General features: G+C 69.3%; 21 protein-coding genes, 1 tRNA gene and 1 pseudogene. 18 read left to right on the plus strand and 5 right to left on the minus strand.

What is annotated here, in order from left to right; all coding sequences use genetic code 11:
* Positions 1 to 82: 82 nt before the first annotated feature.
* Entirely contained in the window at positions 83 to 4,351 is a 4,269-nt protein-coding gene (locus BZG35_RS17125) for a bifunctional class I SAM-dependent methyltransferase/DEAD/DEAH box helicase (RefSeq protein WP_077357541.1), read from the plus strand.
* Between the two features lie 20 nt (positions 4,352 to 4,371).
* Here BZG35_RS17125 and BZG35_RS17130 read toward each other — a convergent pair whose 3' ends face one another.
* Positions 4,372 to 5,088, minus strand: coding sequence for an NRDE family protein (locus BZG35_RS17130; protein WP_077357543.1), 717 nt, complete (start codon positions 5,086 to 5,088; stop codon positions 4,372 to 4,374).
* A 162-nt stretch (positions 5,089 to 5,250) separates the two neighbouring features.
* On the opposite strand from BZG35_RS17130, the gene BZG35_RS17135 reads away from it, so the two are divergent.
* The 10 genes from BZG35_RS17135 to BZG35_RS17180 all read left to right on the plus strand — a co-directional run bounded on the left by BZG35_RS17135 (position 5,251) and on the right by BZG35_RS17180 (position 13,182).
* A complete protein-coding gene (locus BZG35_RS17135; RefSeq protein WP_077357545.1) occupies positions 5,251 to 5,622 on the plus strand; it encodes a hypothetical protein in 372 nt (123 codons plus the stop codon).
* Positions 5,623 to 5,658: 36 nt separating this feature from the next.
* Positions 5,659 to 6,078, plus strand: a complete 420-nt coding sequence (locus tag BZG35_RS17140; protein ID WP_077357547.1) for a single-stranded DNA-binding protein — start codon at positions 5,659 to 5,661, stop codon at positions 6,076 to 6,078.
* Positions 6,079 to 6,199: 121 nt separating this feature from the next.
* Entirely contained in the window at positions 6,200 to 6,658 is a 459-nt protein-coding gene (locus BZG35_RS17145; protein ID WP_077357549.1) for a GcrA family cell cycle regulator, read from the plus strand.
* Positions 6,659 to 6,794: 136 nt separating this feature from the next.
* Entirely contained in the window at positions 6,795 to 7,022 is a 228-nt protein-coding gene (locus tag BZG35_RS17150; RefSeq protein WP_077357551.1) for a hypothetical protein, read from the plus strand.
* Positions 7,023 to 7,115: 93 nt separating this feature from the next.
* Entirely contained in the window at positions 7,116 to 7,757 is a 642-nt protein-coding gene (locus BZG35_RS17155; protein ID WP_150126088.1) for a cupin domain-containing protein, read from the plus strand.
* Between the two features lie 380 nt (positions 7,758 to 8,137).
* Positions 8,138 to 9,055, plus strand: coding sequence for a DUF2493 domain-containing protein (locus tag BZG35_RS17160; protein WP_077357555.1), 918 nt, complete (start codon positions 8,138 to 8,140; stop codon positions 9,053 to 9,055).
* Positions 9,056 to 9,374: 319 nt separating this feature from the next.
* Positions 9,375 to 10,625, plus strand: coding sequence for a DUF3363 domain-containing protein (locus BZG35_RS17165; RefSeq protein WP_077357557.1), 1,251 nt, complete (start codon positions 9,375 to 9,377; stop codon positions 10,623 to 10,625).
* Between the two features lie 183 nt (positions 10,626 to 10,808).
* Complete coding sequence (locus BZG35_RS17170) at positions 10,809 to 11,888, plus strand: type IV toxin-antitoxin system AbiEi family antitoxin (RefSeq protein ID WP_077357559.1); 1,080 nt, start codon at positions 10,809 to 10,811, stop codon at positions 11,886 to 11,888.
* Complete coding sequence (locus BZG35_RS17175; RefSeq protein WP_077357561.1) at positions 11,882 to 12,745, plus strand: nucleotidyl transferase AbiEii/AbiGii toxin family protein; 864 nt, start codon at positions 11,882 to 11,884, stop codon at positions 12,743 to 12,745. Before BZG35_RS17170 ends, BZG35_RS17175 begins: the two co-directional genes overlap by 7 nt.
* Complete coding sequence (locus BZG35_RS17180; protein ID WP_216351871.1) at positions 12,742 to 13,182, plus strand: GIY-YIG nuclease family protein; 441 nt, start codon at positions 12,742 to 12,744, stop codon at positions 13,180 to 13,182. Before BZG35_RS17175 ends, BZG35_RS17180 begins: the two co-directional genes overlap by 4 nt.
* 599 nt (positions 13,183 to 13,781) lie before the next feature.
* Here the strand turns inward: BZG35_RS17180 and trxC are convergent.
* Together trxC and BZG35_RS17190 are read right to left on the minus strand one after the other, a co-directional pair.
* Positions 13,782 to 14,254: pseudogene (trxC, locus tag BZG35_RS17185) on the minus strand (thioredoxin TrxC).
* Positions 14,255 to 14,568: 314 nt separating this feature from the next.
* A tRNA-Arg gene (locus BZG35_RS17190) sits at positions 14,569 to 14,645 on the minus strand.
* Positions 14,646 to 14,816: 171 nt separating this feature from the next.
* Between BZG35_RS17190 and BZG35_RS17195 the strand changes: the two genes are divergently transcribed.
* Positions 14,817 to 16,568, plus strand: coding sequence for a gamma-glutamyltransferase family protein (locus BZG35_RS17195; RefSeq protein ID WP_077357563.1), 1,752 nt, complete (start codon positions 14,817 to 14,819; stop codon positions 16,566 to 16,568).
* A 2-nt stretch (positions 16,569 to 16,570) separates the two neighbouring features.
* On the opposite strand, the gene BZG35_RS17200 is transcribed toward BZG35_RS17195, so the two are convergent.
* Positions 16,571 to 18,058 (minus strand): sensor histidine kinase, encoded by a 1,488-nt coding sequence (locus BZG35_RS17200; protein ID WP_077357565.1) that lies wholly within the window; start codon positions 18,056 to 18,058, stop codon positions 16,571 to 16,573.
* A complete protein-coding gene (locus BZG35_RS17205; protein WP_253189218.1) occupies positions 18,055 to 18,783 on the minus strand; it encodes a TVP38/TMEM64 family protein in 729 nt (242 codons plus the stop codon). Before BZG35_RS17205 ends, BZG35_RS17200 begins: the two co-directional genes overlap by 4 nt.
* A 130-nt stretch (positions 18,784 to 18,913) precedes the next feature.
* On the opposite strand from BZG35_RS17205, the gene rpmH reads away from it, so the two are divergent.
* From rpmH to BZG35_RS17235, 6 genes are all read left to right on the plus strand, one after another.
* Positions 18,914 to 19,048, plus strand: a complete 135-nt coding sequence (gene rpmH, locus BZG35_RS17210) for a 50S ribosomal protein L34 (RefSeq protein ID WP_013268133.1) — start codon at positions 18,914 to 18,916, stop codon at positions 19,046 to 19,048.
* Positions 19,049 to 19,241: 193 nt separating this feature from the next.
* A complete protein-coding gene (gene rnpA / locus BZG35_RS17215) occupies positions 19,242 to 19,673 on the plus strand; it encodes a ribonuclease P protein component (RefSeq protein ID WP_077357567.1) in 432 nt (143 codons plus the stop codon).
* A 4-nt stretch (positions 19,674 to 19,677) separates the two neighbouring features.
* Positions 19,678 to 21,516 carry a membrane protein insertase YidC gene (gene yidC, locus BZG35_RS17220; RefSeq protein ID WP_077357569.1) on the plus strand — a complete coding sequence of 613 codons (1,839 nt, stop codon included), beginning with the start codon at positions 19,678 to 19,680 and terminating at the stop codon, positions 21,514 to 21,516.
* Positions 21,513 to 22,178 carry a ribosome biogenesis GTP-binding protein YihA/YsxC gene (gene yihA, locus BZG35_RS17225; protein WP_077357571.1) on the plus strand — a complete coding sequence of 222 codons (666 nt, stop codon included), beginning with the start codon at positions 21,513 to 21,515 and terminating at the stop codon, positions 22,176 to 22,178. Before yidC ends, yihA begins: the two co-directional genes overlap by 4 nt.
* 203 nt (positions 22,179 to 22,381) lie before the next feature.
* A complete protein-coding gene (cobT, locus tag BZG35_RS17230; RefSeq protein ID WP_077357573.1) occupies positions 22,382 to 24,268 on the plus strand; it encodes a cobaltochelatase subunit CobT in 1,887 nt (628 codons plus the stop codon).
* The gene (locus tag BZG35_RS17235; RefSeq protein ID WP_253189219.1) at positions 24,265 to 25,209 is read left to right on the plus strand and encodes an esterase-like activity of phytase family protein; all 945 of its coding nucleotides are present in this window, start codon (positions 24,265 to 24,267) and stop codon (positions 25,207 to 25,209) included. Before cobT ends, BZG35_RS17235 begins: the two co-directional genes overlap by 4 nt.
* Positions 25,210 to 25,351: the final 142 nt, after the last annotated feature.

The following is a 25,351-nucleotide window of genomic DNA, read 5'->3' on the forward strand; positions in this document are numbered from 1 at the left end:
GCCGGGAGGGAGGGAGAGCGGCGGCGAGCCTGGAGGATCGAGAGGGAGGAGCCCTCCGCTCCAGGCGTCAGGAGCCTCCGCGATGACCCACGCCGCTTGCACGACCCCTTCCCTGTTCAACGCCCCGGGCCGGCCGGACCATGCCGCGAACATCCTCGCGACCGCCCGCGCGCTCGCCGCCCAGCTTGCCCGGTCCCGTACGCTCGATCGCAGACTGGTCTCGTCGGTGATGACCACCACCTTCGGAGGGTCCGACGCCGAAGGGCTTTGGTCCTGGCGGGACGCCTATGAAGCGATAGAGGCGGCCAGCGTCCTTCATATCCGTCGGCTCGCGCCCCAGATCGGACGTCTGGAGGACGCGCCCGTAGAGATCGTGGGCCTGCTGGGCACCCTGAGCGCGCTCGGCCTGACACACAGCCGCCGCAGCGAGGCGCAGGTCGCGCTCGACCAGTTCTCCACGCCGCCGGAGCTGGCGGCCCTCGCCGTGCTCGCCGCCCGGGTAAGGCCGCAGGATCGGGTTCTGGAGCCCTCGGCCGGCACCGGCCTGATCGCCGTCATCGCCGAAGCCTGCGGCGGGACGCTGACGCTCAACGAGATCGCGGCGGGCCGAGCGGATCTGCTCGGTGGGCTTTTTCCGACGGCCACGCGATCTCGCCATGACGGCCGCCATATCCACGACCGCATCCCGGACTCGGGCGGTTTCGACGTGGTGGTCTGCAATCCTCCGTTCTCGGACCTGGAGGCGCATCTGGTCGCCGGGTTCGCCGCCTTGGCGGACGGCGGGCGGCTAGCGGCCATCGTGCCGCTGACCGCCCTGACCGACGATCCCCTGCTGAACCGACTGGCGGCGAAGGGCTGCATGATCGCCCGCATCGCCTTCCCCGCTCGGGCCTTCGCCAAACACGGGACCACGGTCGACACCGGACTGCTGGTCCTCGACCGAAGCGAACCGGACCCGCATGTCGCGCCGCAGCTGAGCGCCGAGGATCTGGTGCAAGCCGCCGGGATGGTCGCCGCCTTGCCCGATCGTCGCGGCAGCCGGCCCCGCCAGAGATTTCAGGTGACCGCCGGCACCCTTGTGGCTCCGCGAGATCGATCGATCGCCCTGCCGTCCGGCCGTCTCGGGTTTCTCACCGGGGCGGCGCCTGTCGTGTATGAGACCCGCGGCTGGACCGGCGAGGGCCGCGACGTCGGCCTCTACCAGGCGCACGCGCTGGCGCGGATCGTCCTGCAGACCGCGAGGCCGCATCCCTCCCCGCTTGTCGAGTCCGGCCCCATGGCTTCGGTGGCGCCGCCCGCGCCCACCTACCGTCCCATCCTTCCACCTGCCGTGTGCGCCGAGGGCCGTCTCTCGGACGCTCAGGCCGAGACGGTGATCTACGCCGGAGAAGCGCACGCGGGACTCCTGGCCGCCTGGTGGGCGCGCACCGAAGGCCCCCACCAGCTCGCCCTGTCGGCCGAGGACCGCGACGGGAGCTTCCAGCTGCGGCGCGGCTTCTTCCTCGGCGACGGCACCGGGTGCGGCAAGGGTCGCCAGATCGCGGCCGTGATCGCCGACAACATGGCGCAGGGTCGAACCCGTGCGCTCTGGCTGTCCAGGAACGACGCGCTCCTGGACGATGCGCGGCGGGACTGGAGCGCCATCGGCGGGGGTGCCCACGACATCGTGCCGCTCAACAGCTGGAAACTGGGCCAAGGCGTCCGCATGGACCGCGGCGTGATGTTCACCACCTATGCGACGCTGAGACAGCCGGCGCGCGGCGAGAAGGTCTCGCGGCTCGACCAGATCGTCGCCTGGCTGGGCGAGGACTTCGACGGCGTCATCGCCTTCGACGAGGCCCACGCCATGGCCAACGCGGCGGGTGGCGGAAAGGGCGCGCGCGGCACGCGAAAGGCGTCCCTGCAAGGCATGGCGGGCCTCGCCCTGCAGAACCGCCTGCCAAGGGCCCGCGTCCTCTATGTTTCGGCCACCGGCGCCACGACGGCGGAGAACCTGGCCTATGCGTCGCGGCTCGGTCTCTGGGGCGGTCCTGACGCCCCATTCGTCTCCCGCGATGACTTCCTCGACGCCATGGACAAGGGCGGGGTCGCGGCCATGGAACTGGTCGCGCGCGAGCTCAAGGCTCTCGGTCTCTATGTGGCGCGCAGCCTGTCGTTCGAGGGCGTCGAATACGAGCCGCTGCGCCACGACCTGACGGAAGGCGACATCGCCATCTGGGACGCCTGGGCGGACGCCTTCCAGCTGATCCACGCCAATCTGGCCGAGGCCCTCAAGGCGACGGGCGTCAACGATGAGGAGGGCAAGGCGCGGAGCGGTCAGGCCGCCTCGGCCATTCATTCCGCATTCGAGGGTGCCAAGCTACGGTTCTTCGGTCACCTGCTGGCGGGGTTGAAGGCGCCGACCCTGACCGCCGCGATCCGCGAGGACCTGGCGCACAACCGCTCCGCCGTAGTCCAGATCGTCTCGACCAACGAGGCCGTGATGGAGCGTCGGCTGGCGTCGATCCCGCCCGAGGAATGGAACAACCTGACGATCGACCTGACCCCGCGCGAATACGTCCTCGACTATCTGCGCGAAGCTTTTCCGATCACCCTGATGGATGCGATCGAGAGCGATGACGGAGGCGTTACCCTCGTGCCGGTAATGGTGGATGGACGTCCGGCGGTCAGTCAGGAGGCCCTGCGGCGACGCCAGGCCTTGATCGAGCGCATGGCCTGCCTTCCTGCCGTGCCGGGCGTGCTCGACGCAGTCCTCGACGCCTTCGGAACCGATGTTGTCGCCGAGATCACCGGACGGTCACGACGGATCGTGATGCGCGACGGGCGGCGTCTCGTCGAGCGGCGCGGCGCCTCGGCGGCCCGCTCGGAAACCGAAGCCTTCATGTCCGGCCGAAAGCGGGTCCTCGTCTTTTCGGACGCGGGCGGCACCGGACGCAGCTACCATGCCGACCTCTCGGTTCAGAACCAGCAGCGCCGCGTCCACTATCTCGTCGAGCCCGGCTGGAGGGCCGACGCCGCCATCCAGGGTCTCGGCCGCAGCCACCGCACCCATCAGGCCAGCGCGCCTTTGTTCCGGCCGGTGACGACCGACATTCACGGCGAGAAGCGGTTCACCTCGACCATCGCCCGCCGGCTGGACTCCCTGGGTGCCCTGACCCGGGGCGAACGCCGGACCGCCGGCGCCGGACTGTTCCGGGCCGAGGACAATCTCGAAAGTCCATGGGCGCGGCGGGCGCTCCTGGTCTTCTATGGCGCGCTCGGGTTCGGCGAACTCTCCTCCATGACGCTCGAGGTCTTCGAGACGAGGACGGGTCTCAAGCTGCGCGACGCCGATGGAGCCCTCAAGCCGTCCGACGACCTGCCGCCGATCCACACCTTCCTCAATCGGCTGCTGGCTTTGCGCATCGCAGACCAGAACGCCCTGTTCGCGGATTTCGACCGCATTCTCGGCGGGCTTCTGGAACGGGCGGCGGCGTCGGGCGATCTGGATCGGGGCCTGGAGGACATCGATGCCGAGGAGCTGGAGGTGCTCCAGGCGGAGACGATCCGGACCGACGTCTCGACCGGCGCGGAGACGGCTCTTGTGACCTTTTCGCTAAGGGTTCGGCGTGACGTGCTGAGCCCGGAGGACGCGTTGGTCCGGACCGCGAACGGAGCGTTCCGTCTGGCGGTCAACGCACGGTCGGGCCGGGCCGCTATCGTCGAGCTTGGGCTGACGACGACGACCGAAGAGGATCGGCTGGTGGCTGCCGTGCGAATGGTGCGTCCGGATCAGCATCAGGTCATGACACAAAAGGCCTTCGAGGAGTCCGCCTGGTCGGAAGCCGGTGAGGCGGAATGGCGATCCGTCTGGGACGCCGAAGTCGCCCGGATCGATCCGTGGCGCGTCCGCGAACTGACCCTGGCGACCGGCCTGCTACTCCCGATCTGGGGCCGCCTGCCCGCCAAGGGTTGCTCCGTCCGGCGCGTCCGGGCCCCGGACGGTCGGCGTTGGCTCGGCCGGGTTCTCGACGATGTCCAGGTGCGAACCCTGAAGACGGCCCTGGGTCTGACCACGGTCGGCGAAACCTGGGCGGACGGGGGGAGGACAGCAGCGGCGGTGCTCGACCGAAACGTTCAGCTTTCGCTGTCGGGCGCCCTGTGGCTCAAGCGATCCCGTGTCATGGACCGCTGGAGGCTGGAGATCGTCGGCGGTCGCACCGATCGCGACGCGCTCATCGCCCTCGGCTGCTTCGTCGAGATCATCGCCTATACGCCCCGGATCTTTGCGCCCGTCGATCGACCGGACATCGTCGAGGCGGTTCTGCGGCGCCACCCGGTGCAGTCGGTCCTCGACGGCACCGCGGCCTGAGTTGGCGCCCGCGGGCGTCGTCAGATCCGCCAGGGGAAGGCGATCTCCGTCTCTCCGGTGACGGCGCCCGCCGCATCGAAGCGCCGTTCCCAGATTCGCCCGGCGCCCGAGCGATCGATGGCGACCACCGTGCTGCATCGGGTGCCGTAGAGGTCATTGCGAAGAAAGATCGGGGACGCATCGGGCGTGCGCCCGTCCTCCCGATCGTCCAGCCGCGCGAACAGACCCTCCGGATTCGTCGGGGCCTGTGCCAGCCAGGTCTGGGCGGCCGTCGTCAGCCGCTCCTTCCGGTCCCAGGGCGCGTCGAGCAGACCGTTGGAAAGCGCGTGCCACCCGGGCGCAAGGCGTCGCTCAAGCGGCGCCGGTCGATTGGTCCGCTCGCGCGCATCGTCCCCGGCGACGACGACGAGGTTGAACGGATTGTACCGGTCGGCATCGTGCGCCGCGAAGGGCGTTCGATGCACCAAGGCTCCGTGGACCAGTTCGCCGCGGCTGAGGCGGGTGGGGTCCGGCGGTCCCTGTCCGGTGATGTTCGTGACGACCGCGAAGCGGGCGTGGGTCTCGGAGACCCCCAGCCACATGCCGCCCGACTGCAGATCCCGGCCGCCGATGACCCCGGAGCCGTCGGTCCAGCGCGCCAGGGGCGCGGACGGTCGAGCGTGGAGTTCGTCCCGATTGCCTGCCGCGACGAGCAGCCAGTCCGGATGGATCGCCCACGCGAAAGTCAGAACGCACATGCCCCACCATCGCGCGAAAGACGGTCAAAGGCGACATCGGGCTCCAGAACGGGTGACCGGGCGAAAGCGCCCGGTCCCAAAGCCGGGAGGAAGGGAGGTTGGGGGCGAAGACGCATCAGGGAGATCGGCTCCCCGGCGGCTTCGGATCAACAGGAGCCTGACATGCAATCCATGATGTTCACCGGCCGGCTGGCGGCCGACCCCCAGATCAGCCCGGACTTCGGCAAGGCGGTGTTCCGGCTTCTCGAAAAGCGCGGCGTCGACAGCGCCGGAAAGGACCGGCTCGTCGGAGTCAACTGCGTCAGCTGGTCGAAAGGCCTCAACGAAAAAGTCATCGCGCGCGGCCTGGCCCAGGGCTGCGAAGCGGTCGTCATCGGGGCCTTCATCGACACGGCCTATGCGGCCAAGGGCGGTGCGGAGCGGACGGCCAAGGAGCTGGTGATCAACCGGCTGACCGTTCTCGATTGGGCCGAGGACCGAGGCGCGGCTCGCGCCGACGCCGACGCCGACGCCGACGCCCGCGTCGGCGCCTGATCTCGACCACCCTCAACTTATTTTCAGGAGACTGACATGCAAACCCTCATCATCGAAGGCTATCTGGCCGCCGACCCGTCCATCCTCGCCGCCCAGGGCTCGGGCAGGAAGCGGGCGAGTTTCCGGGTGCTGGAGACGACCCGGTTCCGCAAGGCGGACGGCACGCCGGGCGAACGCACGACCGGCTTCAACTGCCTGTGTTTCAACGAGGCGACGGCCGAAAAATACATTGAGCCGTTCGCCAGGAAAGGCAGCCGGGTGGTCATCCAGGGTCACGTCGAGAACGACACCTGGACCGGCAAGGACGGGGTCGAACACTATGACCTGCGTCTGATCGTGGGCGACATTCGGCTGAAGAACCGGCGCGACCGGGACCAGGACGCGGAGACTGTGGCGAGCCGACACGTCCAGGAGCCGGCGAGCGGCTACGACCTGAACGACGACATTCCGTTCTGATCGAACCGAACGACCACGAGCGGCCTGGCGCGCAAGCGCCGGGCCGTTTTTCCATGGCCGGAGGCAAAGGAAGGACGGACGCGGGGCGAGCCGATCGGGCTCGTTGAACGGGGAGTTTCCCATGAAAGCCTCCGCCTGGACCGATGATCGTGTGGGTCGCCTGAAGACTCTCTGGCTCGCGGGCCAGAGCGCCGATGCGATCGCCCGCCACCTTGCCCACGGCATCACTCGAAACGCCGTCCTCGGCAAGGTGCGTCGTCTCGGCCTGTCCACGGGACGTCAGGCCGGCGTGGCGTCGCTGGCCAAGGTCCAACCTGCGCCGGCGCCGCGCCTGCGCTTGCCAGCGTCCGGGGCCCCGGTTACGGCATCGGCGTCTTCCCCGGAGCCCGGCCCGGCGACCCTGCAGTCCGTGGGCCGCGCCGACTGCCGCTGGCCTTTGGGGGATCCGCGCGCCCTGGATTTCGCCGTGTGCGGGCGGCGCGTCGCGCGCGGCGCCTATTGCGCGGACCATGCGGCGATCGCTTATCGACCCCGTCGAGAAACGCCGGCAGACCTCGACCGTCTGGCGCAGCTCGGGTGACCGACAGTCGCCTTGCCAACGCTTCATTTCTCGACGACTCTTTCGTCAACGGCGGCCTGTGTGAGGCCGCCGTTTGTCTTGTCCGGGCGCCCGTCGCGTCGTCCGCCTTTCCGGCCTTTGGCCACACGAGGATCTCATGGCGACTCCCGCCGCCGAATTGAAAGTCGCCCGGCAGGTGCTGGGATGGGACCCGCTGACCCTGGGTCGGGCGCTCAGGCTGACCGGCGCTCCGGACAAGCTCGAGGCGCGCATTCTCGCTATGGAAGCCGGCAAACGCGACGTCAGCGGACCCGTCCAGGTCGCGGTGGAAGCGTTCCTCAGCGGTTGGAGGCCGAGCGGCTGGAGCCCGCCTCCGTCTTCCTGATCGCGTCCAGCCAGGCCGGCTGACGGCTTAGGCCCGGGTTGTTGTTCGGCTCCGTCCGTCTCAAACTCCGCATGACGGTTGCATTGGACGGAGATGATCGATGGTTCTGGTACCATGTTTGCCGCCACCATCCTGCTTCAGGCGGATGTTCCTCCTGTCCCCGGGCTGTGTTCGGCACCCGTCCCGACCGACAGGGAAACAGCAGGCTGCTACCAGACGAGTGAGTTCGATCTGATCGGCGCACCGGCGACGCTCTACTGGCACGTCTACGAGACAGCCACCCTGGATGACGCCCAGGTCGAGGCTTGGAACCACCGGTGGGCGGCGGTTGCCCAGGCCCACTCAAGGACCTGGCTCTACGTCCTGGGCGGTCCGCAAGAGCGTGTGGGCGCAGCCGCGCAGAAGCGCGCCGTGATTGGCCCGCTGACGGTGCCGGCGGGTCCGGTGACCGCCCATTTCGCGGTAGCGATCTTTCCCCCGGGCATGCGAACGCGCGTCCACTCTCATCCCGGTCCGGAAGCGTTCTACGTCGTCGAAGGCGAGCAGTGCATGGAGACCCCTTCGGACGAAGCCGTCATCGCAGCGGGTGGAACCTACGTCATCTCTGGCGGTCCCCACCTTCAGGCCGCGCCCCAGGGACGCCGAAATCTGGTGCTGATCCTGGCTCCCGCAGGCGCGCCATTCGTCATCCCGGATGGGGACAGATGGTCGCCGTCGGGCTTCTGCGCTTCCTGACGAAATGCGCTCCGGGCGATCCACCCGGCTCGGACGGCATGCTGCTGTGAACCGGAGTGATGGCTGCCTGCGGCGCCACCGCGTGTTGGCGGATGGTCCGCGCCGTCGGCACGCCGACGACGACTGAACCGAAGCTCGGCGGTTCGTCGTCCGTATCGGCGCAACGGCGCCGAATGGGGTCCTCGCCCGGAAGAGGGCGAGGACTTGCCCCCACACAACGCCCTCCGATCTTGTCATATCACCCCGGAAGTCAACGGCTGCGCCGTTCCCCTCCACGGAGGGCAAGCGGCCCTCCGCTCCGGTGACTGCCGGGGACCCCGATATGGCCAAGACCGGGGTCGTTGCGCATGGGGCGCCCGACATTCTCAAGGAATGTTCCAATGACCCGCTTCAACACTGCTTCCTCCGCCTTGGCCAACCTGTCCGCCTCTCTGGAAGACGATGGTTCGCTCCCGACCGAGGACGCCCTGATCCAGCTCGGGCGCGCGCTCATGACCGAGCTGATCGACGTCATCGCCGACACCGCACTGGAGGACTTTCAGACCATCCTGGGAGAAGCCCTGATCGGCGCCTTCCACTCGGCGGCCGGACGGATCGAACGAGATGCCGACCGGGCGCGCGATACCATGCGATCGCTCGACCGCGACTTCGATGGATCGGAAGCGGCGGACGTCGAACTTCAGGAGGCCACGGCGAAGGCCAGGGCGGGGGACGCCGCGACCCAGGCCTGCGAACTCATCCGGGATGCAGCATCCGAAACCTGGACGGTCGCGACCGGTGAGGTCTGGACGGCCTGGCGGGGCTCGCGGCGCGGCACCTATCTGACGGCGGCGCAGCTGGAAGCCAAACAAGCCATCCGCGCGATCCGCAGCCGGAAGTCGGGGGACGCGGATCCGGGTGGTCCGGTGATCGCCTTCCGGGGCGCGCCGACGGCCGACAGCGCGGAGGATGCGGGCCGGATCTTCGACGCCCTGAACTGGGCGAAGCAGGAATGGCCCGACATGGCACTGGCGACGACCGGGGCGAAGGGATCCGAGAAATTGGCGATCAAATGGGCCCAGCAGAAGGGGGTGAAGCTGATCCTCGCCCGCGCGGACTTCGACGCCCACGGCAAGGCCGCCCCCTTCCGGGCGAACGACGAACTCATCGCGCTCGAGCCGGAGGTCTGCCTGACCCTGGTCCATTCGGTGGATCGGGCGAGGCAGGACCAACGGCCGTTTGGGCCGGCGCTCAACCTCGGACAGAAGGCGATGGAGTCCGGGCTGCGGCACGTCTCCATCAAGGCTCGAGCCGCCTGACAGATTGAACCTGAGATCAACGACCCGCTCGGCTTCGGCCGGGCGGGTTTTTGTTTGTTGTCCGGAGCTGTCCATGACCGGAGGGGGACGCGTGCAGCGGCGTCGACAGGGTATTGATCCGCGTTGACAGGGATTGGTTGTTGTTGTCGGCGGTGGTGCGGAATCGTCAAAAGAGGGGCTTAGGGCAAGATAAAAGAGGGGGTTTGGCCTTCTGCTTTTCCCAGCCCCGGCAGAGAGTTGCGAGGTATCCCGGCCGCGGCGACGACTTGGCTCGAGTTGCGGCGCCAATCCGGGCTCGAGGTTCTGTCGGAGACCGACCATGCAGGTTCGAACTGCCATCGAGGCCCGTCTGATGCAGTGCGCGTCAGGCGATGTATCAACCCTCAAGATCAGACTTCCCACCCGTCTGAAGTCCGACAACACCAGCGTTCGGGTGGCTATGTTCCAGCGTCTCGCGGCGTCCCGGCTGTTCGCGTACGGAGACCGTTCCGGATGCCTCCGGGCTGCCCAGAACCGCTCCGGCCGCCCCTTCCGACTGGACGTTCGTCAGCGCGTCATGGTCAAGGCCCTGGTGTCCCGCCACATGGGCAAGGGGTTCGCCAGAGGCGCGGCGCTCGCCGCTCACGTATCCTATCTGGGGCGCGTCGGCGCGGGGGAGGACGGCGCCCAGGCGGAGTTCTTCGGCGCAGCGCGCGACACGGTTGACGGTGCTGCGGCCACCGACGGCTGGGCCAAGGACCGGCACCATTTCCGCTTCATCATCAGTCCGGAGCACGGCGACCGGATCGCCGACCTCAAAGGCTACACCCGTGAGGTCATGGGGCGGGTCGGAGAGGACCTGGGCGAACCCACCCTGAACTGGATCGCGGTCTGTCATTTCGACACCGACCAGCCGCACGCGCACGTGCTGGTCCGCGGACGGCGCGCGGACGGCCGGGACCTGGTCATTCCGCGGGACTATATCGGCTATGGGTTCCGGGCCCGGGCCCAGGAGGTCGCCCAGGAACGGCTAGGCGATCTGAGCCGCCAGGACGCGGAACGTCGGATCTGGAAGGAGACCGAGGCCGACAGGTTCACCGCCTTCGACCGTCGGCTGATGGCGGCCGTCGACGCGGATGGGAGCGTGGCCGACGGGGTCGGCGGTACCGACGCGTGGATGGCCTTGACCCGGGGGCGCCTGCGCCATCTCGAACGCATCGGCCTGGCCACGCCGGTCGGGCGGCGGTACCGGCTCGACCCGGATATGGAGCCGAAGCTGAGACGTCTTCGGCTCTCCAGGGACGTGATCCGGACGCTCAACCAGCGGCGGCTTGAAGGCGCGCACTCGGTCGACCAGTTGGGCAAGGCCCCGATACGCGGGCGTGTCGTCGCATCCGGGTTTCACGATGAGCTGGGCGGCTCCCCGTTCGTGGTGGTGCGTGGCGTCGACGGTCGCGAGCACTATGGCCGTCTCGGCCTCGGCTCCGCGCCGCCGAAGCTCGGCAAGGACATTGCGCTCTCTATGGATGCGCGCGGCTTCGCCCAGATCGTCGGTGGACGCCAGCCGATGCAGGACCTTGGCCGTACTTGAGATACCTTCCGCTCACGCGGGTTTCGCGCGAAACCCCGGGCTGGCGGTCAAGCCTGCTGAAGGGGGCTGCAAGTCAGTAAGATCAATCGTGATCTTGCGCGAAACACTTTCACCGCTCGGTGAAACTGTCAAATTCAGTGAAAACCATTTGACATGGTTCACTGCAATAGGCATTTTCACCGGATGGTGAAACTGTATGATTCGGTAGAACTGGAAGTCGAGGCGGTTGCAGCGGTCGTCAGCCTGTTGAATGACGTGCCGGCCCTGACCGTGGGCGACGTGGTTCGCGAAGCCAACATGCCCGATCGCGGGGTGGACTTCAGGATCGACTTCGACGTTGGGGGCTCAAGCCATATTCTTCTCGCCGAGGTGAAAACCTCGGGGTCGCCGCGAACCGCGCGTCACGCCATCGACCAGCTGATCAGCTATCAGTCGCGCCAGGCCGCGAAACACGGAAACTGGAACCCGGCCCTGGTCTTCGTCGCCCCCTATCTGTCGCCACAGGTGCGGGAGATGTGTCGGGACTTCGAGGTCAACTACTGCGACCTGTTCGGCAACGCCCGGCTCGTGCTGCCCGGCCTCTACATCAACCGCGAGGTGGCCGAGACGCCGGCCGCCGAGAAGCGCGATCTCAAATCCCTGTTCAAGCCGAAATCCGCCCGGATCCTGCGCTACCTGCTCAGGCCCGGCCAGGAACCCCGACGCCTGAGCGAGATCGCCGAGGCGACACAGGTCAGCATCGGCCAGGTCCACAAGCTCAAGACCGCCCTGCTGGAGCGGGACTGGATTGAGGAGACTCCGGACGGCGTCGTCGTCCGCAATCCGGACCAGCTCCTCGACGCCTGGCGTTCGGACAATGCCCCGGCGGGAACCCGGCGAGGCTACTACACGACGCTCCACGGCGGCCCGCTCGAGAAGGCGGTTGAAGCGGCCGTCAGGACCGCGGGCCCGCACGCCGCCCTGGCGGGCCGCTCGGCGGCGAACTGGCATGCGCCGTGGCTCGTGGCCGGTTCGGTCGAGCTCTATGCCGACCGCGGCGGCGCCGAGACCCTGGCGACGGCTCTGGCGCTCGTACCGGCGCCCAAGGGCCCCAATGTCTGGATCACGGTCCTGGAGGACGACGGACCGTTGATGGATGCGGTTGATGTGGGCAGCGGGCTCAGGGCGACCAGTCTGGTTCAGACCTACCTCGACCTCTACCGGGGCGGCGAACGGGACCGGGAGGCGGCGGACCATCTTCGTGCCGAGCGACTGCCATGGTGAAGCCGGCTGGTCCCCGGCCCAATCCGCACCCCTATGGGCCCCGAACCACCGAGGCCGTCAAACGGGTGCTGGTCGAGCTCGGCCAGGTGCTGGGCGACTACAGGGGCAAGTTCGCCATCATAGGCGGCAATGTGCCGTGGCTGCAGATTCCCAACGCCGACACGGTCCATATCGGATCCATCGACATCGACCTGGCGCTGGACGCCGAAGCCCTGGCCGACGGCCAGTACAAGGGTCTCGTGGACACCCTTATGGCGGCCGACTATCGCCAGCCCGCAGACGGCGAAGTCTTCCAGCTGACCCGCGAGGTTCCCGGTGAAAACGGCGAGCCGGCGATCAAGATCGTCGTCGATTTCCTGATGCCCAAGCACGCGAAGATCAAAAGGAACCGCCCGCCGCTGATCCCTGACTTCGCAGTCATCCCGGCCAGCGGCGCGGACATGGCCTTGCGGTTCAACGACCTGATCGCCGTCGAGGCCGAGATGCCTGAAGGCGGACGCAACGAAGTCGAGCTGTCCGTGGCCACCATCCCGGCCTTCCTCGTCATGAAGGGGTTCGCCCTCGTCGGGCGGCTGAAAGACAAGGACGCCTACGATGTCTGGTACAGCATCCGGAACTACCCGGACGGGCTGGAGGCCCTGGTCCGGGACTGCCAGCCCCTGCTGAAGATCGACACGGCGATGGAGGGTTTCGCCGGCATCGCCGGCAAGTTCAGGGACCGCGACTACACGGGGCCCGTCTCCGTCCGGCGTTTCGCTGCCGAACAGGGCATCCTCGACGGTCGGGACGAGGAGGAATGGCAGACCGACGCTTTCGGCCAGATCGACGCCTTCCTAAAGGCGATCGCGATCCGATGACCGGGGCGGACGCGCCCTTTCCTCATGTCATCCGGGCGGCTCACCTTCTGTCGCGCGCCGACGCGCTTGCGCGGCCGTCGCCCGTTCCCGCGGTCGCGGGGCTTTACGGCTGGTACTTCCGCGACGTTCCGCCCGGGGTCGATGCCGACGGCTGTCACAGTGTCGAGGGTCTGACGCTGCTCTATGTCGGCATCTCGCCGAAGCAACCGCCGGCCAATGGTCCCGGGCCCTCGAGATCGACCCTGAGGCAGAGACTGCAGGCCCACTATGCCGGCAACGCGGAGGGCTCGACCCTGCGCAAGACCCTCGGTTGCCTCCTCGCGGAGGAGACCGGCTACCCCTTGCGTCGTGTCGGGTCCGGCCGTCGCCTGACCTTCACCCACCCCGGCGAACAGGCGCTCGATCGCTGGATGTCGGACAACGCCTTCGTCGCCTAGACGACGGCGGCCGAACCTTGGCTGCTGGAGCATCGGCTCCTGCAATCCGGTCTCGTCCTGCCCTTGAACATCCGAGACAATCCCTCGCCGCGACATACCCGGGTGATCAGCCAGGTCCGGCAGAAGGCGGTGGCGGCGGCGCTCGGCTTTCCCATCGTCGCCGACGGAGGCGGAAGGCGAAGGGCAGCGTCGTAGACGCCGCCGCGGCCTTGCGAATGATCGAGGTCGTCATCGCCGTCGCGATTTGCGGGTTCGTCTTCTGGATTGGGTGTTCCGTCAATCAAGGCGGCGTATGAGCGATCGGCGACCGGAACAGGGAAGCGGCTCGCAACCAGCGTCGCCCCGACGTTCAGTGGAGCTGCAGGAGTAGGAAGGCGGCCAGGAAACCGACCACCGTGACCGAACCGACGAAGGGCTGGGCGTTCTCGTCGCCCCGTTGATCCCGAGTCAGAATACCACGAGACCGCTCGGGGCAGGCTGATCTGGTGACGCTCGTCCTCGCCGTCGGCCCCTGGCCTCCGGGTTAGCCCCGATGGTCGATGCGAGATCTCTTCGGCGTGGCAGGGCACGTTGGCTGACGCCGAGATCGGACGCAGCGTCTATGTTGATATCGACGTCAGATGTTGCTCGACCCAGGCCACGATGGGGGCGGTGGGCATGACGCCGGAGGACCGCGCGATCTCCCGTCCCTTGTGGATCAGGATCAGGCACGGGATGCCCCGGATGCCGTAGCGGGCAGCGATGGCGGCTGGGCCTCGGTGTCGAGCTTGGCCAGCCTGACGCGAGGTTCTAGCGCAGCCGCCGCCGCCTCGAAGTTCGGCGACATGGTCCGGCACGGACCGCACCAAGCCGCCCAGAAGTCGACGACGATAGGAATGTCCGCTGTTAGCGCATGGCGATCGAAGGTCTCGGCCGTAAGCGCCACCGCCTTGGCCTGGAACAGGCTCTGGCCGCACTTGCCGCATTTGGGGGCCCGGCCGAGCCGCGTGGCGGGCACGCGGTTGAGGGCGCCGTCGTTCGGACAGGCGATGATCTGAACAGGGTCCGCGCCGGCGTCGGAGGCCACGGTCATGCCGACTGCGCCGCCGCGAGGGGATGGATGGGCGAGTGGGTCGGGGTCATGCGGGCGTCACTCTGGTATCTCGGGACAACGGCGGCGGACCGGCAGAGTTTCAGCCCGTTCGCTCTCCTACAACCGTCACGAGGATGCAGAACCGGCAGGCGTGCGGTGAAACCACGTGAGACGGCGTGGGCAGACCGCTCTCAACTTTTTTGAGCAGCGGAAATGAGCGGCTCATGGCGTGCCCCATATGTGCCCCAACCACCAAACAGCAGAAAACCCCCCCAAAGTGGGGCGGTCTACCTTACTGATTTTACTGGAGAAAATGGCGCGCCCGGAACGATTCGAACGTCCGACCCTCAGATTCGTAGTCTGATGCTCTATCCAGCTGAGCTACGGGCGCGCACAGGCCTTTACGGCGAGGGCGGGTATCTAGCGGGTGGATCGGGGCGGCGCAACCCGGATTTCCAGCAAAGTGAAAGTCACGAACGGGGGCCGGGTCTTGGCGGGGGCGGCGGGGGGGCTTAGGTCGGACGGTGCGCCTCCCCGCACGTCAGTCCGCCCAAGGGTTTCCATGCCGCGTTCGCCGTTCCGCCCCCTGTTCGCCGCCCTGATGGCCTCGGCCCTGGCGGGGTGCCAGACCCTGCCGGCGACGACCGGCCCGGGCGTCGGCCAGCCGGCCCAAGCGGCAACGGCGGCCCCCTCAGCCCCCGCGCGCGGCCCGTTCGTGGCCGCCGCCAATCCGCTGGCGGTCGAGGCGGGGCTGGAGGTCCTGCGGCGCGGCGGGTCGGCGGTGGATGCGGCGGTGGCGATCCAGGCGGTGCTGGGCCTGGTCGAGCCCCAGTCGTCGGGGCTGGGCGGCGGGGCCTTCCTGATGGTGTTCGACGCCGACACCGGCGCGGTCACCGCCTATGACGGGCGCGAGGTGGCCCCGGCCGCCGCGACGCCCGAGCTGTTCTACGAGAACGGCCGCCCCCTGCCCTTCCGGGACGCGGTGCTGAGCGGCCGCTCGACCGGGGTGCCCGGGGCGGTGGCGATGCTGGGCCTGGCGCAGAAGGACCACGGCGTCCTGGCCTGGTCCGATCTGTTCGGCGCAGCCGAACGGCTGGCCCGGGACGGGTTCGTGGTCAGCCCGCGTCTGGCCGGCATGATCGCCCTGCCCGGCGGCCAGGGCCGGACGCCCTGGGCCGAGGCCTATTTCACCAAGCCGGACGGGACGCGGTATGTCGCGGGCGACACCCTGCGCAACCCCGCCTATGCGCAGACGGTGGCGACCCTGGCGCGCGAGGGGGCCGGGGCGCTGTATTCGGGGCCCTTGGCCGAGGCCATCGTCGAGACGACCGGGGCGGGGCCGCGCCCGGGCGGACTGACGACCGCCGACCTGGCCGCCTATCGCCCGATCGCGCGCGAGGCCCTGTGCCGGCCGTTCCGCGTGTATGTCGTCTGCATCCCGCCGCCGCCGTCCAGCGGCGTGGCCCTGCTGCAGCTTCTGGCCATGGCCGAGACGCCGGGAGCCGCCGCCGCCCTGGCCGGGGGCGCAGCCAGCCCCGAGGCCTGGACGATGTTCGCCCAGCTGCAGCGGCTGATGTACGCCGACCGGGACCGCTATGTCGGCGACCCGGCCTTCGTCGGGGTGCCGGTGGCCGGCCTGCTGGACCCCGACTATGTGGCCGGGCGCGCGGCCCTGGCCCCCGGCCTGACCGGGGCGGCCGAGGCCGGCACGCCCCCCGGCGGCGTCTTCCGCGCGCCCGATGCGACGCGGGAGCCGGCGGGCACCTCGCACTTCGTCGTGGTCGACGCCCGCGGCAACGCCGTCTCCATGACCACGACGGTGGAGAGCGTGTTCGGCTCGGGCCGGATGGCCAACGGCTATTTCCTGAACAACCAGCTGACCGACTTTTCCTTCGCCCCGACGACGGCCGAGGGTCGGCCGGTGGCCAATGCCGTGGCGGCGGGCAAGCGGCCGCGCTCGTCCATGGCTCCGGTCATCCTGCTGGACCGGCAGGGTCGGCTGGTCGGGGCGCTGGGCTCGCCGGGCGGATCGGCGATCCTGGCCTATGTGGCCAAGGGGCTGATCGGCACCCTGGTCTGGGACCTGCCGGTCCAGGCCGCCTTCGACCTGCCCAATCTGGTGGCCAGCGGATCGAGGTTCGGGGCGGATACGGCGCGGTTCGGGCCGACCCTGGAGGCGGGCCTGGAGGCCAACGGCATCCTCCTGGCACCGAATGCGTCGGAGATCTCGGGCCTGCACGGCGGGATCTGGCGCGGCGACCACTGGGACGGCGGCGCGGATGACCGGCGCGAGGGCGTGGCCCGGACGGAATAGAGCTAGCCCGGCAGCCGCAGCGCGAACGTCGTGCCGGTCGGGCCGGTTTCGACGAGCCTGAGCTCGCCACCGTGGGCGGCGGCCAGTTCGCGCGAGATGGTCAGGCCCAGACCGGTCCCGTCGGCACCCGCCCCGCTGACGAAGGGTTCGAACAGGCGTTCGGACAGGCGCGGGGGAATGCCGGGGCCGTCGTCGACGACCCGGATGATACAGCCCGCGCCGTCCGCCTCGGCCTCGACCCGCACCGAGCCCCGGGCCGCGCCCTCGGGACGGCCGATGCGGGTGGTGTCGCCTTCGATGGCCTGGCGGGCATTGCGCATCAGATTGACGAGGATGCGGTGCAGCTGGTCGCCGTCGGCCTGGACGATGAAGCCGGTCGGGATGACCTTGACCAGTCGGACCCCGGCCGGTTCCAGTCCGGCGTCCTCGGCGGCGGCCGTGACGGCGGGGGCCAGGGCGATACGGTCGAGCACCGGCTCCGGCTCCTCGGACTTGCCATAGTCCAGGACGTTGCGGGTCAGGGCGGCCGCCCGCCCCAGGGCCCGCTCCAGCCGCGGCAGGGCCTTGGCCACCTGGGGATCGGCGGAATCGGCCAGACGGTCCGAGGCGATCTGGGCCGAGGTCAGCATGTTGCGCAGGTCGTGATTGATCTTCGCCACCGCCTCGCCCAGGGCCACCAGGCGCGAGCGGGACCGCAGCGACAGCCGGACCTCCTCCTGCATCCGCGCCAGTTCGCGCTCCACCCGACCGATCTCGTCGTGCCGGTCGGAGGGGACGGGCCCCGGGGCCTGGGGGTCGGCGGCGAACCCCTCGATCGAGCGGGTCACCCGGCGCAGCGGCCGCAGCACCAGGACGGCCAGACCCGCATAGAGCAGGCCGCCCGCCACGGCCGAGATCAGCAGCGACACCAGCAGGCTGTTCAGCAGGAAGGCCTGGAGTTCCTGCTTCAGCGGCTCGGCCGGGGCGACCACGTCGATGAAGTCGCCGGAGCGGTAGCGGGGCGCGGCGCGGACGCGGATCGAGCGGTCCTCGGGGGCGAACAGGGTGCGGATCGGGTCCACCAGACGAGCCCCGCTGTTCTTGCGCCGCAGATCGATGAAGTCGGGCGTGCGCGGCAGGTTGGGCGCGCGCAGCAGCTGGCGCATGACCCCCTGGTCACTGATGGCCACGGCCGACACGCCGCCGATGCGCAACAGCTGGTCGGCCGTCGCGTCGTCGACCGCATTGTAGGGCAGGGCCTCGACCCCGACGGAGGCCAGCTCGGCCGCCTGAAGCCGGTCCAGCAGCCAGCGCTCGTGGAAGGAGGCGGCATTGGGCCCCAGGATCAGGGCCCCCACCACCAGGGTGAACAGCACCGTCAGCAGGAACAGGCGGGACGACAGGCCGTCCGGGGCCTGGGGCCTGACACGCTCGCGCCAGTCCTCCGGCAGGCGAACGCCCGCGCGGACCCGGTCGAGGGCCTGCGGCGTCCGGTCCGTCGGCGCCGTCATCGCGGCGAGGCTCCGGGGCGACGCCGCTGCATCGCCTTCAGCCCCAGCGGCAGCACCACGGCCAGGACGAAGACACCGGCCATGGGGGCCCAGAACTGGCCGAACAGGGCCTGGAAGTCGGGGTTCGGGTCGGTGGCCAGCAGGGTGCTGAGCCGGGCTCCGATCCAGCAATAGATGATGTGGGCCGGCAGCAGCCCGATCAGGGTCGCGGCCGTATAGGGCAACAGGCGCACCGACATGACGCCGGCGGCGACATTGATCATGTGGAACGGCACCACGACGGCGAGGCGGGAGGCCAGCACGTACCAGAAGGTGTCGCGGTCGATGGCGGCGCAGACCCTCTTCAGCATGCCCTGATCGCGCTCGGCCTTGCGCCGCAGATCGGCCCCCAGGGCCGAGCGGGCCACGGCATAGACGATCAGGGCCCCGGCGGTGGCGGCGATCGACGTGGCCACGCCCCCGACCCAGGGACCGAACAGATAGCCGGCCGTGATCGTGACGAAGAAGACGCCGGGCACGACGCTGGCGGTCAGGACCGTGAACACCGCCATCAGGGCCAGCAGGGCCAGGGCGTAGTTCTGCGCCGTGAAGACGCGCAGCTCCAGTCCGTGGTCGCGCAGGGTCGCCAGAGACAGGTAGCGGTTCCAGCCCATGCCGAAGATCAGGGCGATGACGCCGGCCAGGACCACCAGGGGCAGGAATTTCTTGATGCGATCCATCGTCATTTCAACGCTCCAGCCGTCGGCGGAGAGCTCCCCCGGCGTTGACAGCCGCAGCTGACCCCCTTATACGCCCGCCCTTCCTGCGAAGGACGCTTTTGTCCTTGCGCATCACACATAACCCCTGGAGCCGACCGTGAAGCGGACCTATCAGCCGTCGCGACTCGTGCGCAAGCGCCGTCACGGCTTCCGTTCGCGGATGGCCACCAAGAACGGACAGAAGATCGTTGCGCGGCGCCGCGCCAAGGGCCGCAAGAAGCTGACGGCCTAAGTTGTCAGCTTGCCCTCTCCCTGCGGGAGAGGGCTTGAGGCTCGCAGAGCGCAGCGATGCGCTAGCCGAAAGGGTGAGGGGTGTTGCCCTCGCCGGCCGGCACTGTAACCCCTCACCCTTTCGCGCAAGAACGACGGCATCGCCGTCGTGCGCTCAAGCCCTCTCCCTCTGGGAGAGGGTCCAGGGTGGCAGGATGGAAAATCTACCCAAAATCCAGCGCCTGACCAAGCGGCCCCAGTTCCTGGCGGCCGCCAAGGGCGCGTCCCTGGCGCGGGGGGCGGTGGTCGTTCAGCGGCTCGAGCGGCACGACGACGATCCGGCCATCGGCGTGGGCTTCACCGCCACGCGCAAGGTCGGCGGAGCGGTGGCGCGCAACCGCTGCAAGCGTCGCCTGAGAGAGGCCGCGCGGGCCATGGTGCCCCTGTATGGGCTGGCGGGCAGCGACTATGTGCTGATCGCCCGGCAGGGCACGGCGGACCGCCCGTGGGACCGTTTGCTTGACGATGTGAAATCGGCGCTTACAAGGCTGGCGACCACCCCCGGCCCCGGCAAGCCGGGCAAGCCCGCGGACGGCCCGAACACGCCCGACCCGACTGCTACCGACACGCCCCCTCAGGACCCCTGACCGCATGAAGAACGAAAATACGCGCAACATGGTGATCTTCGCCGTGTGCACGGCGGTCATCCTGATCCTGTACCAGATCTTCGTGATGGGGCCCCAGGCCGAGCAGCGGCGGGCCATGCAGCAGGCCGCGGCCGAACAGACCCCGGCCGCCGCCGGCGCGACGGTGGACGGCGTCCCGGCCTCCGGGGCCGCTCGAGGCCCGGTCACCTTCGTCACCGACCGGACGCAAGCCCTGGGCAACGTCGCGCGGATCCCGGTCTCGACCCCGACGCTGCAGGGCTCGCTGTCGCTGCAGGGCGGACGCATCGACGACCTGTTCCTGAAGACCTATCGCCAGACGGTCGACCCGACCTCGCCGTATGAGGAACTGTTCCGGCCGCAGGGCATGGAGCACGCCTATTTCGCCCAGTTCGGCTGGACCGGACCGAACGTCCCCGGCGGCGTTCCCGGCCCCAACACCGTCTGGCAGCTGACCGCCGGATCGACCCTGACCCCGTCCACCCCGGTCACCCTGACCTGGGACAACGGCCAGGGCCTGCGCTTCACCCGCGTGCTGTCGGTCGACGCCCAGTATCTGTTCACCGTCACCGACACGGTCGCCAACCTGGGGACGGCCGCCATCACCATCGCCCCCTATGGCCGGGTCGAGCGCCAGGGCGTGCCGCCGGCGCTCGGCAAGACCCAGATCCTGCACGAAGGCGGCATCGGCACCTTCTCCAAGGGCGACGGCTATTCCACCACCCAGCTGAAATACGGTGCTTGGGCCAAGGAGCCGCGCCAGGCGTTCGAATCCACCGGCGGCTGGCTGGGCATCACCGACAAATACTGGATGGCGGCGCTGATCCCGCCGCAGGACGAGGCCATCCAGGCCGAGTTCCGCGTCACCGACGCCGCCACCTACGACATCCACGAGGCCCGCATGCTGGGGGCCGCGCGGACCATCCAGCCGGGTCGCCAGGTCACCGAGGTCCAGCACCTGTTCGCCGGGGCCAAGCGCAACGAGATCCTGGCCGACTATGAGGCGGCGCTCGACCTGCCGCGCTTCATCTATGCGATCGACTGGGGCTTCCTGTTCTTCCTGACCCGGCCGATCTTTCTGCTGGTGCATTTCTTCCAGGGGCTGGTCGGCAATTTCGGCGTCGCCATCCTGCTGCTGACCCTGACCATCAAGCTGATCATGTTCCCGCTGGCCAACAAGAGCTATGAGAGCATGTCCAAGATGCGGAAACTCCAGCCGCTGATGGAGAAGATCAAGGAGCAGCACAAGGACGACCCGCCGGCCCAGCAGAAGGCCACGATGGAGCTGTACCAGAAGGAGAAGATCAATCCCCTGGCCGGCTGCCTGCCGATCCTGGTCCAGATCCCGGTCTTCTATGCCCTGTACAAGGTGCTCTACGTCACCATCGAGATGCGGCACGCGCCCTTCTTCGGCTGGATCCGAGACCTGTCGGCCCCGGACCCGACCAACATCTGGAACCTGTTCGGCCTGATCCCCTGGGATCCCGCCAGCACGCCCCTGATCGGCGGCCTGCTGTCGCACAGCGCCGGGGCCACAGGGGGCTTCACCCTGGGCCTCAGCGTGCTGGCCATCTTCTACGGCTTCACCATGTGGCTGCAGACGGCGATGAACCCGCCGGTGCCCGATCCGATCCAGCGCAAGATCTTCGCCCTGATGCCCGTGATCTTCACCTTCATCATGGCGGTCTTCCCTGCCGGGCTGCTGGTCTACTGGGCGTGGAACAACGTCCTGTCGATCGCCCAGCAGTATGTGATCATGCACCGCCTGGGCGCCGAGAACCCGATCGACGACTTCTTCGGCAAGATGAAGAAGAGCCCGGCTTGACCGAACCCCACTCGATCTCCGCCTCCGACTATTCCGACGAGGAGATCGAGGCCGCGCGGGTGCTGTTCGCCCGGCCCGCGACCTTCGTCATGGGGGCCGCCAAGATCGAGCAGCTGCCCGAGCCGGACCTGCCGGAGATCGCCTTCGCCGGCCGCTCCAACGTCGGCAAGTCCAGCCTGATCAACGGCCTGGTCGGCATGCACAAGCTGGCCCGCGCCTCCAACGAGCCGGGGCGGACGCGCGAGGTCAATTTCTTCGACCTGGACGGCAAGCTGCGGCTGGTCGACCTGCCCGGCTACGGCTGGGCCAAGGCGTCGAAATCGACCGTGCGCCAGTTCCAGAACCTGGGCCGGGACTATCTGCGCGGCCGCGTCACCCTGAAGCGTGTCTATCTGCTGATCGACGCGCGCCACGGGCTGAAGTCGGTCGACGCCGAGGCGCTCGACGCCCTGGACCTGGCCGCCGTCAGCTATCAGATCGTCCTGACCAAGGCCGACAAGATCAAGGCCCACGAGCGCGACACGGTCCAGGCCGCGACGCTGAAGGCCATCTCCAAACGCCCGGCCGCCTTCCCGGCGGTGGCGGTGACCTCGGCCGAGAAGGGCGCGGGCCTGCCCGAGCTGCGCGCGGAGATCATGCGGACGACGGGGGCGGAGATCTAGATCGGCACGGTACCTCTCCCTCCCCCCTCGGGGGAGGGGCGTCGCGAAGCGACGGGGTGGGAACGGCCGGCGATACATCGTGCGGCCCTGCCCTGCCGCCCCCACCCGGTCTCCGCTGCGCTCCGCCCCCCCCCTCCCCCGCAGGGGGAGGGAGAGACCACGTCGCACTGGCCTCTCCGCCGCTCAGGCATTAGTTACGCCCCATGCCCCCCGCCGACACCCCCGCCGAGGTCTTCAAACGCGCGCTGGCCCATGCGGCCCGGGCCCTGGCGGAGCAGTCCGAGCTGGAGGTGGTGTTCGGCACAGATGGTCCGCGCCTGACCAACGGGGTCCTGACCCTGCCCCATCCGCCGCGCAATCCGACCGACGGCGACAGCGCCACGATCCGGGGCCAGGCCGACAGGCTGGCGCTGCGCCTGGCCAACCACGACCCGGCGGTCCACGCCGTCCTGCGGCCGCTGGACAGCAAGGCGGCCGAGGTGTTCGAGGCGGTCGAACAGGCCCGGGTCGAGGCGCACGGCTCGACCGCCCTGGCCGGGGTGCGGTCGAACATGAACGCCGCCCTGCTGACCCGGCTGGAGAAGACCGGCGCGCTGCGGGCGACCCAGGCCGACCGGGTCCCGGTGGCCGAGGCGGTCGCCCTGCTGCTGCGCGAGCGGGTCACCGGCCAGCGCAGCCCGGACGGGGCCAGGTCGATGCTGGACCTGGTCCGGGACGATATCGAGGGCCGGGCGGGCGGCGCCCTGGACCGGCTGGCCCTGACCGCGGGCGACCAGGCGGCCTTCGCGGCGGCGCTGAAGGATGTGCTGCGCGACCTCGACCTGGATCCCGGCGACGGGCGCGGCGACGAGGCCAATGACGATCCCGGCGAGGACGAACCGCCGCCCCAGCAGCCCGAGGAGTCCGAGGACTCGGAGGACGAGGAGGACGAGGGCGGCGGCGAGGGTGGCCAGTCGATGGACGGGGCCTCGGAGGATCCGACCGCCGAACAGGAGCGCGAGGGACGCCCGGACGGCTCGCCCGCCGAGCGGGACGGCGATACGGCCGACGACGGGCCGGACGTGGCCGAGGGGGCTCTGCCGAACCGCCAGGACAATGCCGACGACGGCCGCGTCATCGACGCCTACCGCGTCTTCACCACCGCCCACGACGAGATCATCGACGCCGCCGACCTGTGCGATCCGATGGAGCTGGACCGGCTGCGCAGCCTGCTGGACCAGCAGCTGACCATCCTGTCGTCTGTCGTTGCCCGCCTGGCCAACAAGCTGCAGCGCCGGCTGATGGCGCAGCAGAACCGCAGCTGGTCCTTCGACCTGGAGGAGGGCGTGCTGGACACCGCCCGCCTGACCCGGATCATCACCGACCCGACCAGTCCGCTCACGTTCAAGGCCGAATCCGAGAGCCCGTTCCGCGACACGGTGGTGACCCTGCTGCTCGACAACTCCGGCTCCATGCGCGGCCGGCCGATCATGGTCGCGGCCGTCTGCGCCGACATCCTGGCGCGGACCCTGGAGCGGTGCGGGGTCAAGGTCGAGATCCTGGGCTTCACCACCCGCGCCTGGAAGGGCGGCCAGGCGCGCGAGGCCTGGATCACCGCCGGCAAGCCGCCCATGCCCGGCCGGCTCAACGACCTGCGCCACATCATCTACAAGTCGGCGGACGCGCCGTGGCGGCGGGCCAAGAAGAACCTCGGCCTGATGATGCGCGAAGGCCTGCTGAAGGAAAACATCGACGGCGAGGCCCTGACCTGGGCGCACGACCGGCTGAAGGCCCGGCCCGAGGCGCGCCAGATCCTGATGGTCATTTCAGACGGTTCGCCGGTCGACGATTCCACCCAGTCGGCCAACGCGGCCCTGTACCTGGACAAGCATCTACGCGCGGTCATCGAGCGGATCGAGACCCAGAGCCCGGTCGAGCTGATCGCCATCGGCATCGGCCACGACGTGACCCGCTGGTACCGCCGCGCGGTCACCATCGTCGACGTCGAACAGCTGGGCGGGGTCATGATCGAGAAACTGGCCGAACTGTTCGAGGCGGCCCCCAAGGACACCGGCAAACGTGGCGGTCGGCGGCTGAAACGGGCGGCATGATGCGGTCGCTCGGTCGGTCGCTGGCGGCGACGGGGCTGCTGGCCGCGGCCGCCTGCGCGGCGGTGGCCACCGCGACACCCCCGCCCTCTCCCGCGGAAGACCGATCGATCCGGATCGAGGCGCGGGCCGTGCCCCTGGGCATCGGGGGCGCGACCCTGGCCCCCGGCGTCCGGTACGGTGGCGGGCTGATCTTGCGCGGCGCGGCGCTGCACGGGCTGTCGGACCTAAAGGTGCAGGACGGCCGCGCCTGGGCGGTCAGCGACTTGGGCTATCTGGTCCGGTTCACCCTCCGGCGCGACGCGAACGGTCGCCTGATCGGGGCGCAAGACGCCGTCAGCCGGGCTTTGAGCGGCCCGGACGGACAGGCTCTGGCACCCAAGCCCAGGGCCGACGCCGAGGGCCTGACGATCCTGTCCGACGCGCGGGTGCTGGTCGCTTTCGAGCGGGACGATCGCATCTGGTCCTATGGGGCGGATGCCGGCCGCACGCCCGTGGCCGTGGCGCATCCGGGCACCACGTTCCCCTTCAACGAGGGGATGGAGGGGCTGGCCACCGCCCCCGACGGCGGCTGGCTGGTCCTGGGCGAAGGCGGCGGGGCCTGGGTCTGCCAAGCCAGCTGCGCGACGCTGGGGTCGGCCCCGGTCCTGCCCGCCGACGGCTATCGCTTCACCGGGGCCGATCAGGACCCCGACGGCGGCTGGTTCGTGGTCGAGCGCTATTATCGTCCGCCGCTGGACATGCGGAGCCGGGTGCGTCGCCTGTCGCCGGACGGCGTCCTGTCCGCCCCCCTCATCCAGCTGCGCCCTCCGGCCTCGACCGACAATTTCGAGGGCATCGCGGCGGTTCCCACGGCGACCGGGACGCGCCTGTATCTGCTCAGCGACGACAACAACAACCCGCTGCAGAAGACCCTGCTGCTGGCGTTCGATGTGGCACGATAGGCCTTCTCCCTCCCCCTGGGGGGAGGGTCGTCGATGCGAAGCAGCGACGGGGTGGGAAGGGCCGGGCGACGCGGACACAGTCCCGTGCTGGCTTTCCTTGCCGCCCCCACCCGGCTTCGCTGCGCTCAGCCACCCTCCCCCG

This window comes from Brevundimonas sp. LM2 (assembly GCF_002002865.1).
Classification (GTDB): Bacteria; Pseudomonadota; Alphaproteobacteria; order Caulobacterales; family Caulobacteraceae; genus Brevundimonas.

Coding starts and splice junctions, on each gene's coding strand:
- BZG35_RS17125 (WP_077357541.1), top strand. CDS start 83: ATGACCCACGCCGCTTGCACGACCCCTTCCCTGTTCAACGCCCCGGGC.
- BZG35_RS17130 (WP_077357543.1), bottom strand. CDS start 5,088: ATGTGCGTTCTGACTTTCGCGTGGGCGATCCATCCGGACTGGCTGCTC.
- BZG35_RS17135 (WP_077357545.1), top strand. CDS start 5,251: ATGCAATCCATGATGTTCACCGGCCGGCTGGCGGCCGACCCCCAGATC.
- BZG35_RS17140 (WP_077357547.1), top strand. CDS start 5,659: ATGCAAACCCTCATCATCGAAGGCTATCTGGCCGCCGACCCGTCCATC.
- BZG35_RS17145 (WP_077357549.1), top strand. CDS start 6,200: ATGAAAGCCTCCGCCTGGACCGATGATCGTGTGGGTCGCCTGAAGACT.
- BZG35_RS17150 (WP_077357551.1), top strand. CDS start 6,795: ATGGCGACTCCCGCCGCCGAATTGAAAGTCGCCCGGCAGGTGCTGGGA.
- BZG35_RS17155 (WP_150126088.1), top strand. CDS start 7,116: ATGATCGATGGTTCTGGTACCATGTTTGCCGCCACCATCCTGCTTCAG.
- BZG35_RS17160 (WP_077357555.1), top strand. CDS start 8,138: ATGACCCGCTTCAACACTGCTTCCTCCGCCTTGGCCAACCTGTCCGCC.
- BZG35_RS17165 (WP_077357557.1), top strand. CDS start 9,375: ATGCAGGTTCGAACTGCCATCGAGGCCCGTCTGATGCAGTGCGCGTCA.
- BZG35_RS17170 (WP_077357559.1), top strand. CDS start 10,809: ATGGTGAAACTGTATGATTCGGTAGAACTGGAAGTCGAGGCGGTTGCA.
- BZG35_RS17175 (WP_077357561.1), top strand. CDS start 11,882: ATGGTGAAGCCGGCTGGTCCCCGGCCCAATCCGCACCCCTATGGGCCC.
- BZG35_RS17180 (WP_216351871.1), top strand. CDS start 12,742: ATGACCGGGGCGGACGCGCCCTTTCCTCATGTCATCCGGGCGGCTCAC.
- BZG35_RS17195 (WP_077357563.1), top strand. CDS start 14,817: ATGCCGCGTTCGCCGTTCCGCCCCCTGTTCGCCGCCCTGATGGCCTCG.
- BZG35_RS17200 (WP_077357565.1), bottom strand. CDS start 18,058: ATGACGGCGCCGACGGACCGGACGCCGCAGGCCCTCGACCGGGTCCGC.
- BZG35_RS17205 (WP_253189218.1), bottom strand. CDS start 18,783: ATGACGATGGATCGCATCAAGAAATTCCTGCCCCTGGTGGTCCTGGCC.
- rnpA (WP_077357567.1), top strand. CDS start 19,242: ATGGAAAATCTACCCAAAATCCAGCGCCTGACCAAGCGGCCCCAGTTC.
- yidC (WP_077357569.1), top strand. CDS start 19,678: ATGAAGAACGAAAATACGCGCAACATGGTGATCTTCGCCGTGTGCACG.
- cobT (WP_077357573.1), top strand. CDS start 22,382: ATGCCCCCCGCCGACACCCCCGCCGAGGTCTTCAAACGCGCGCTGGCC.
- BZG35_RS17235 (WP_253189219.1), top strand. CDS start 24,265: ATGATGCGGTCGCTCGGTCGGTCGCTGGCGGCGACGGGGCTGCTGGCC.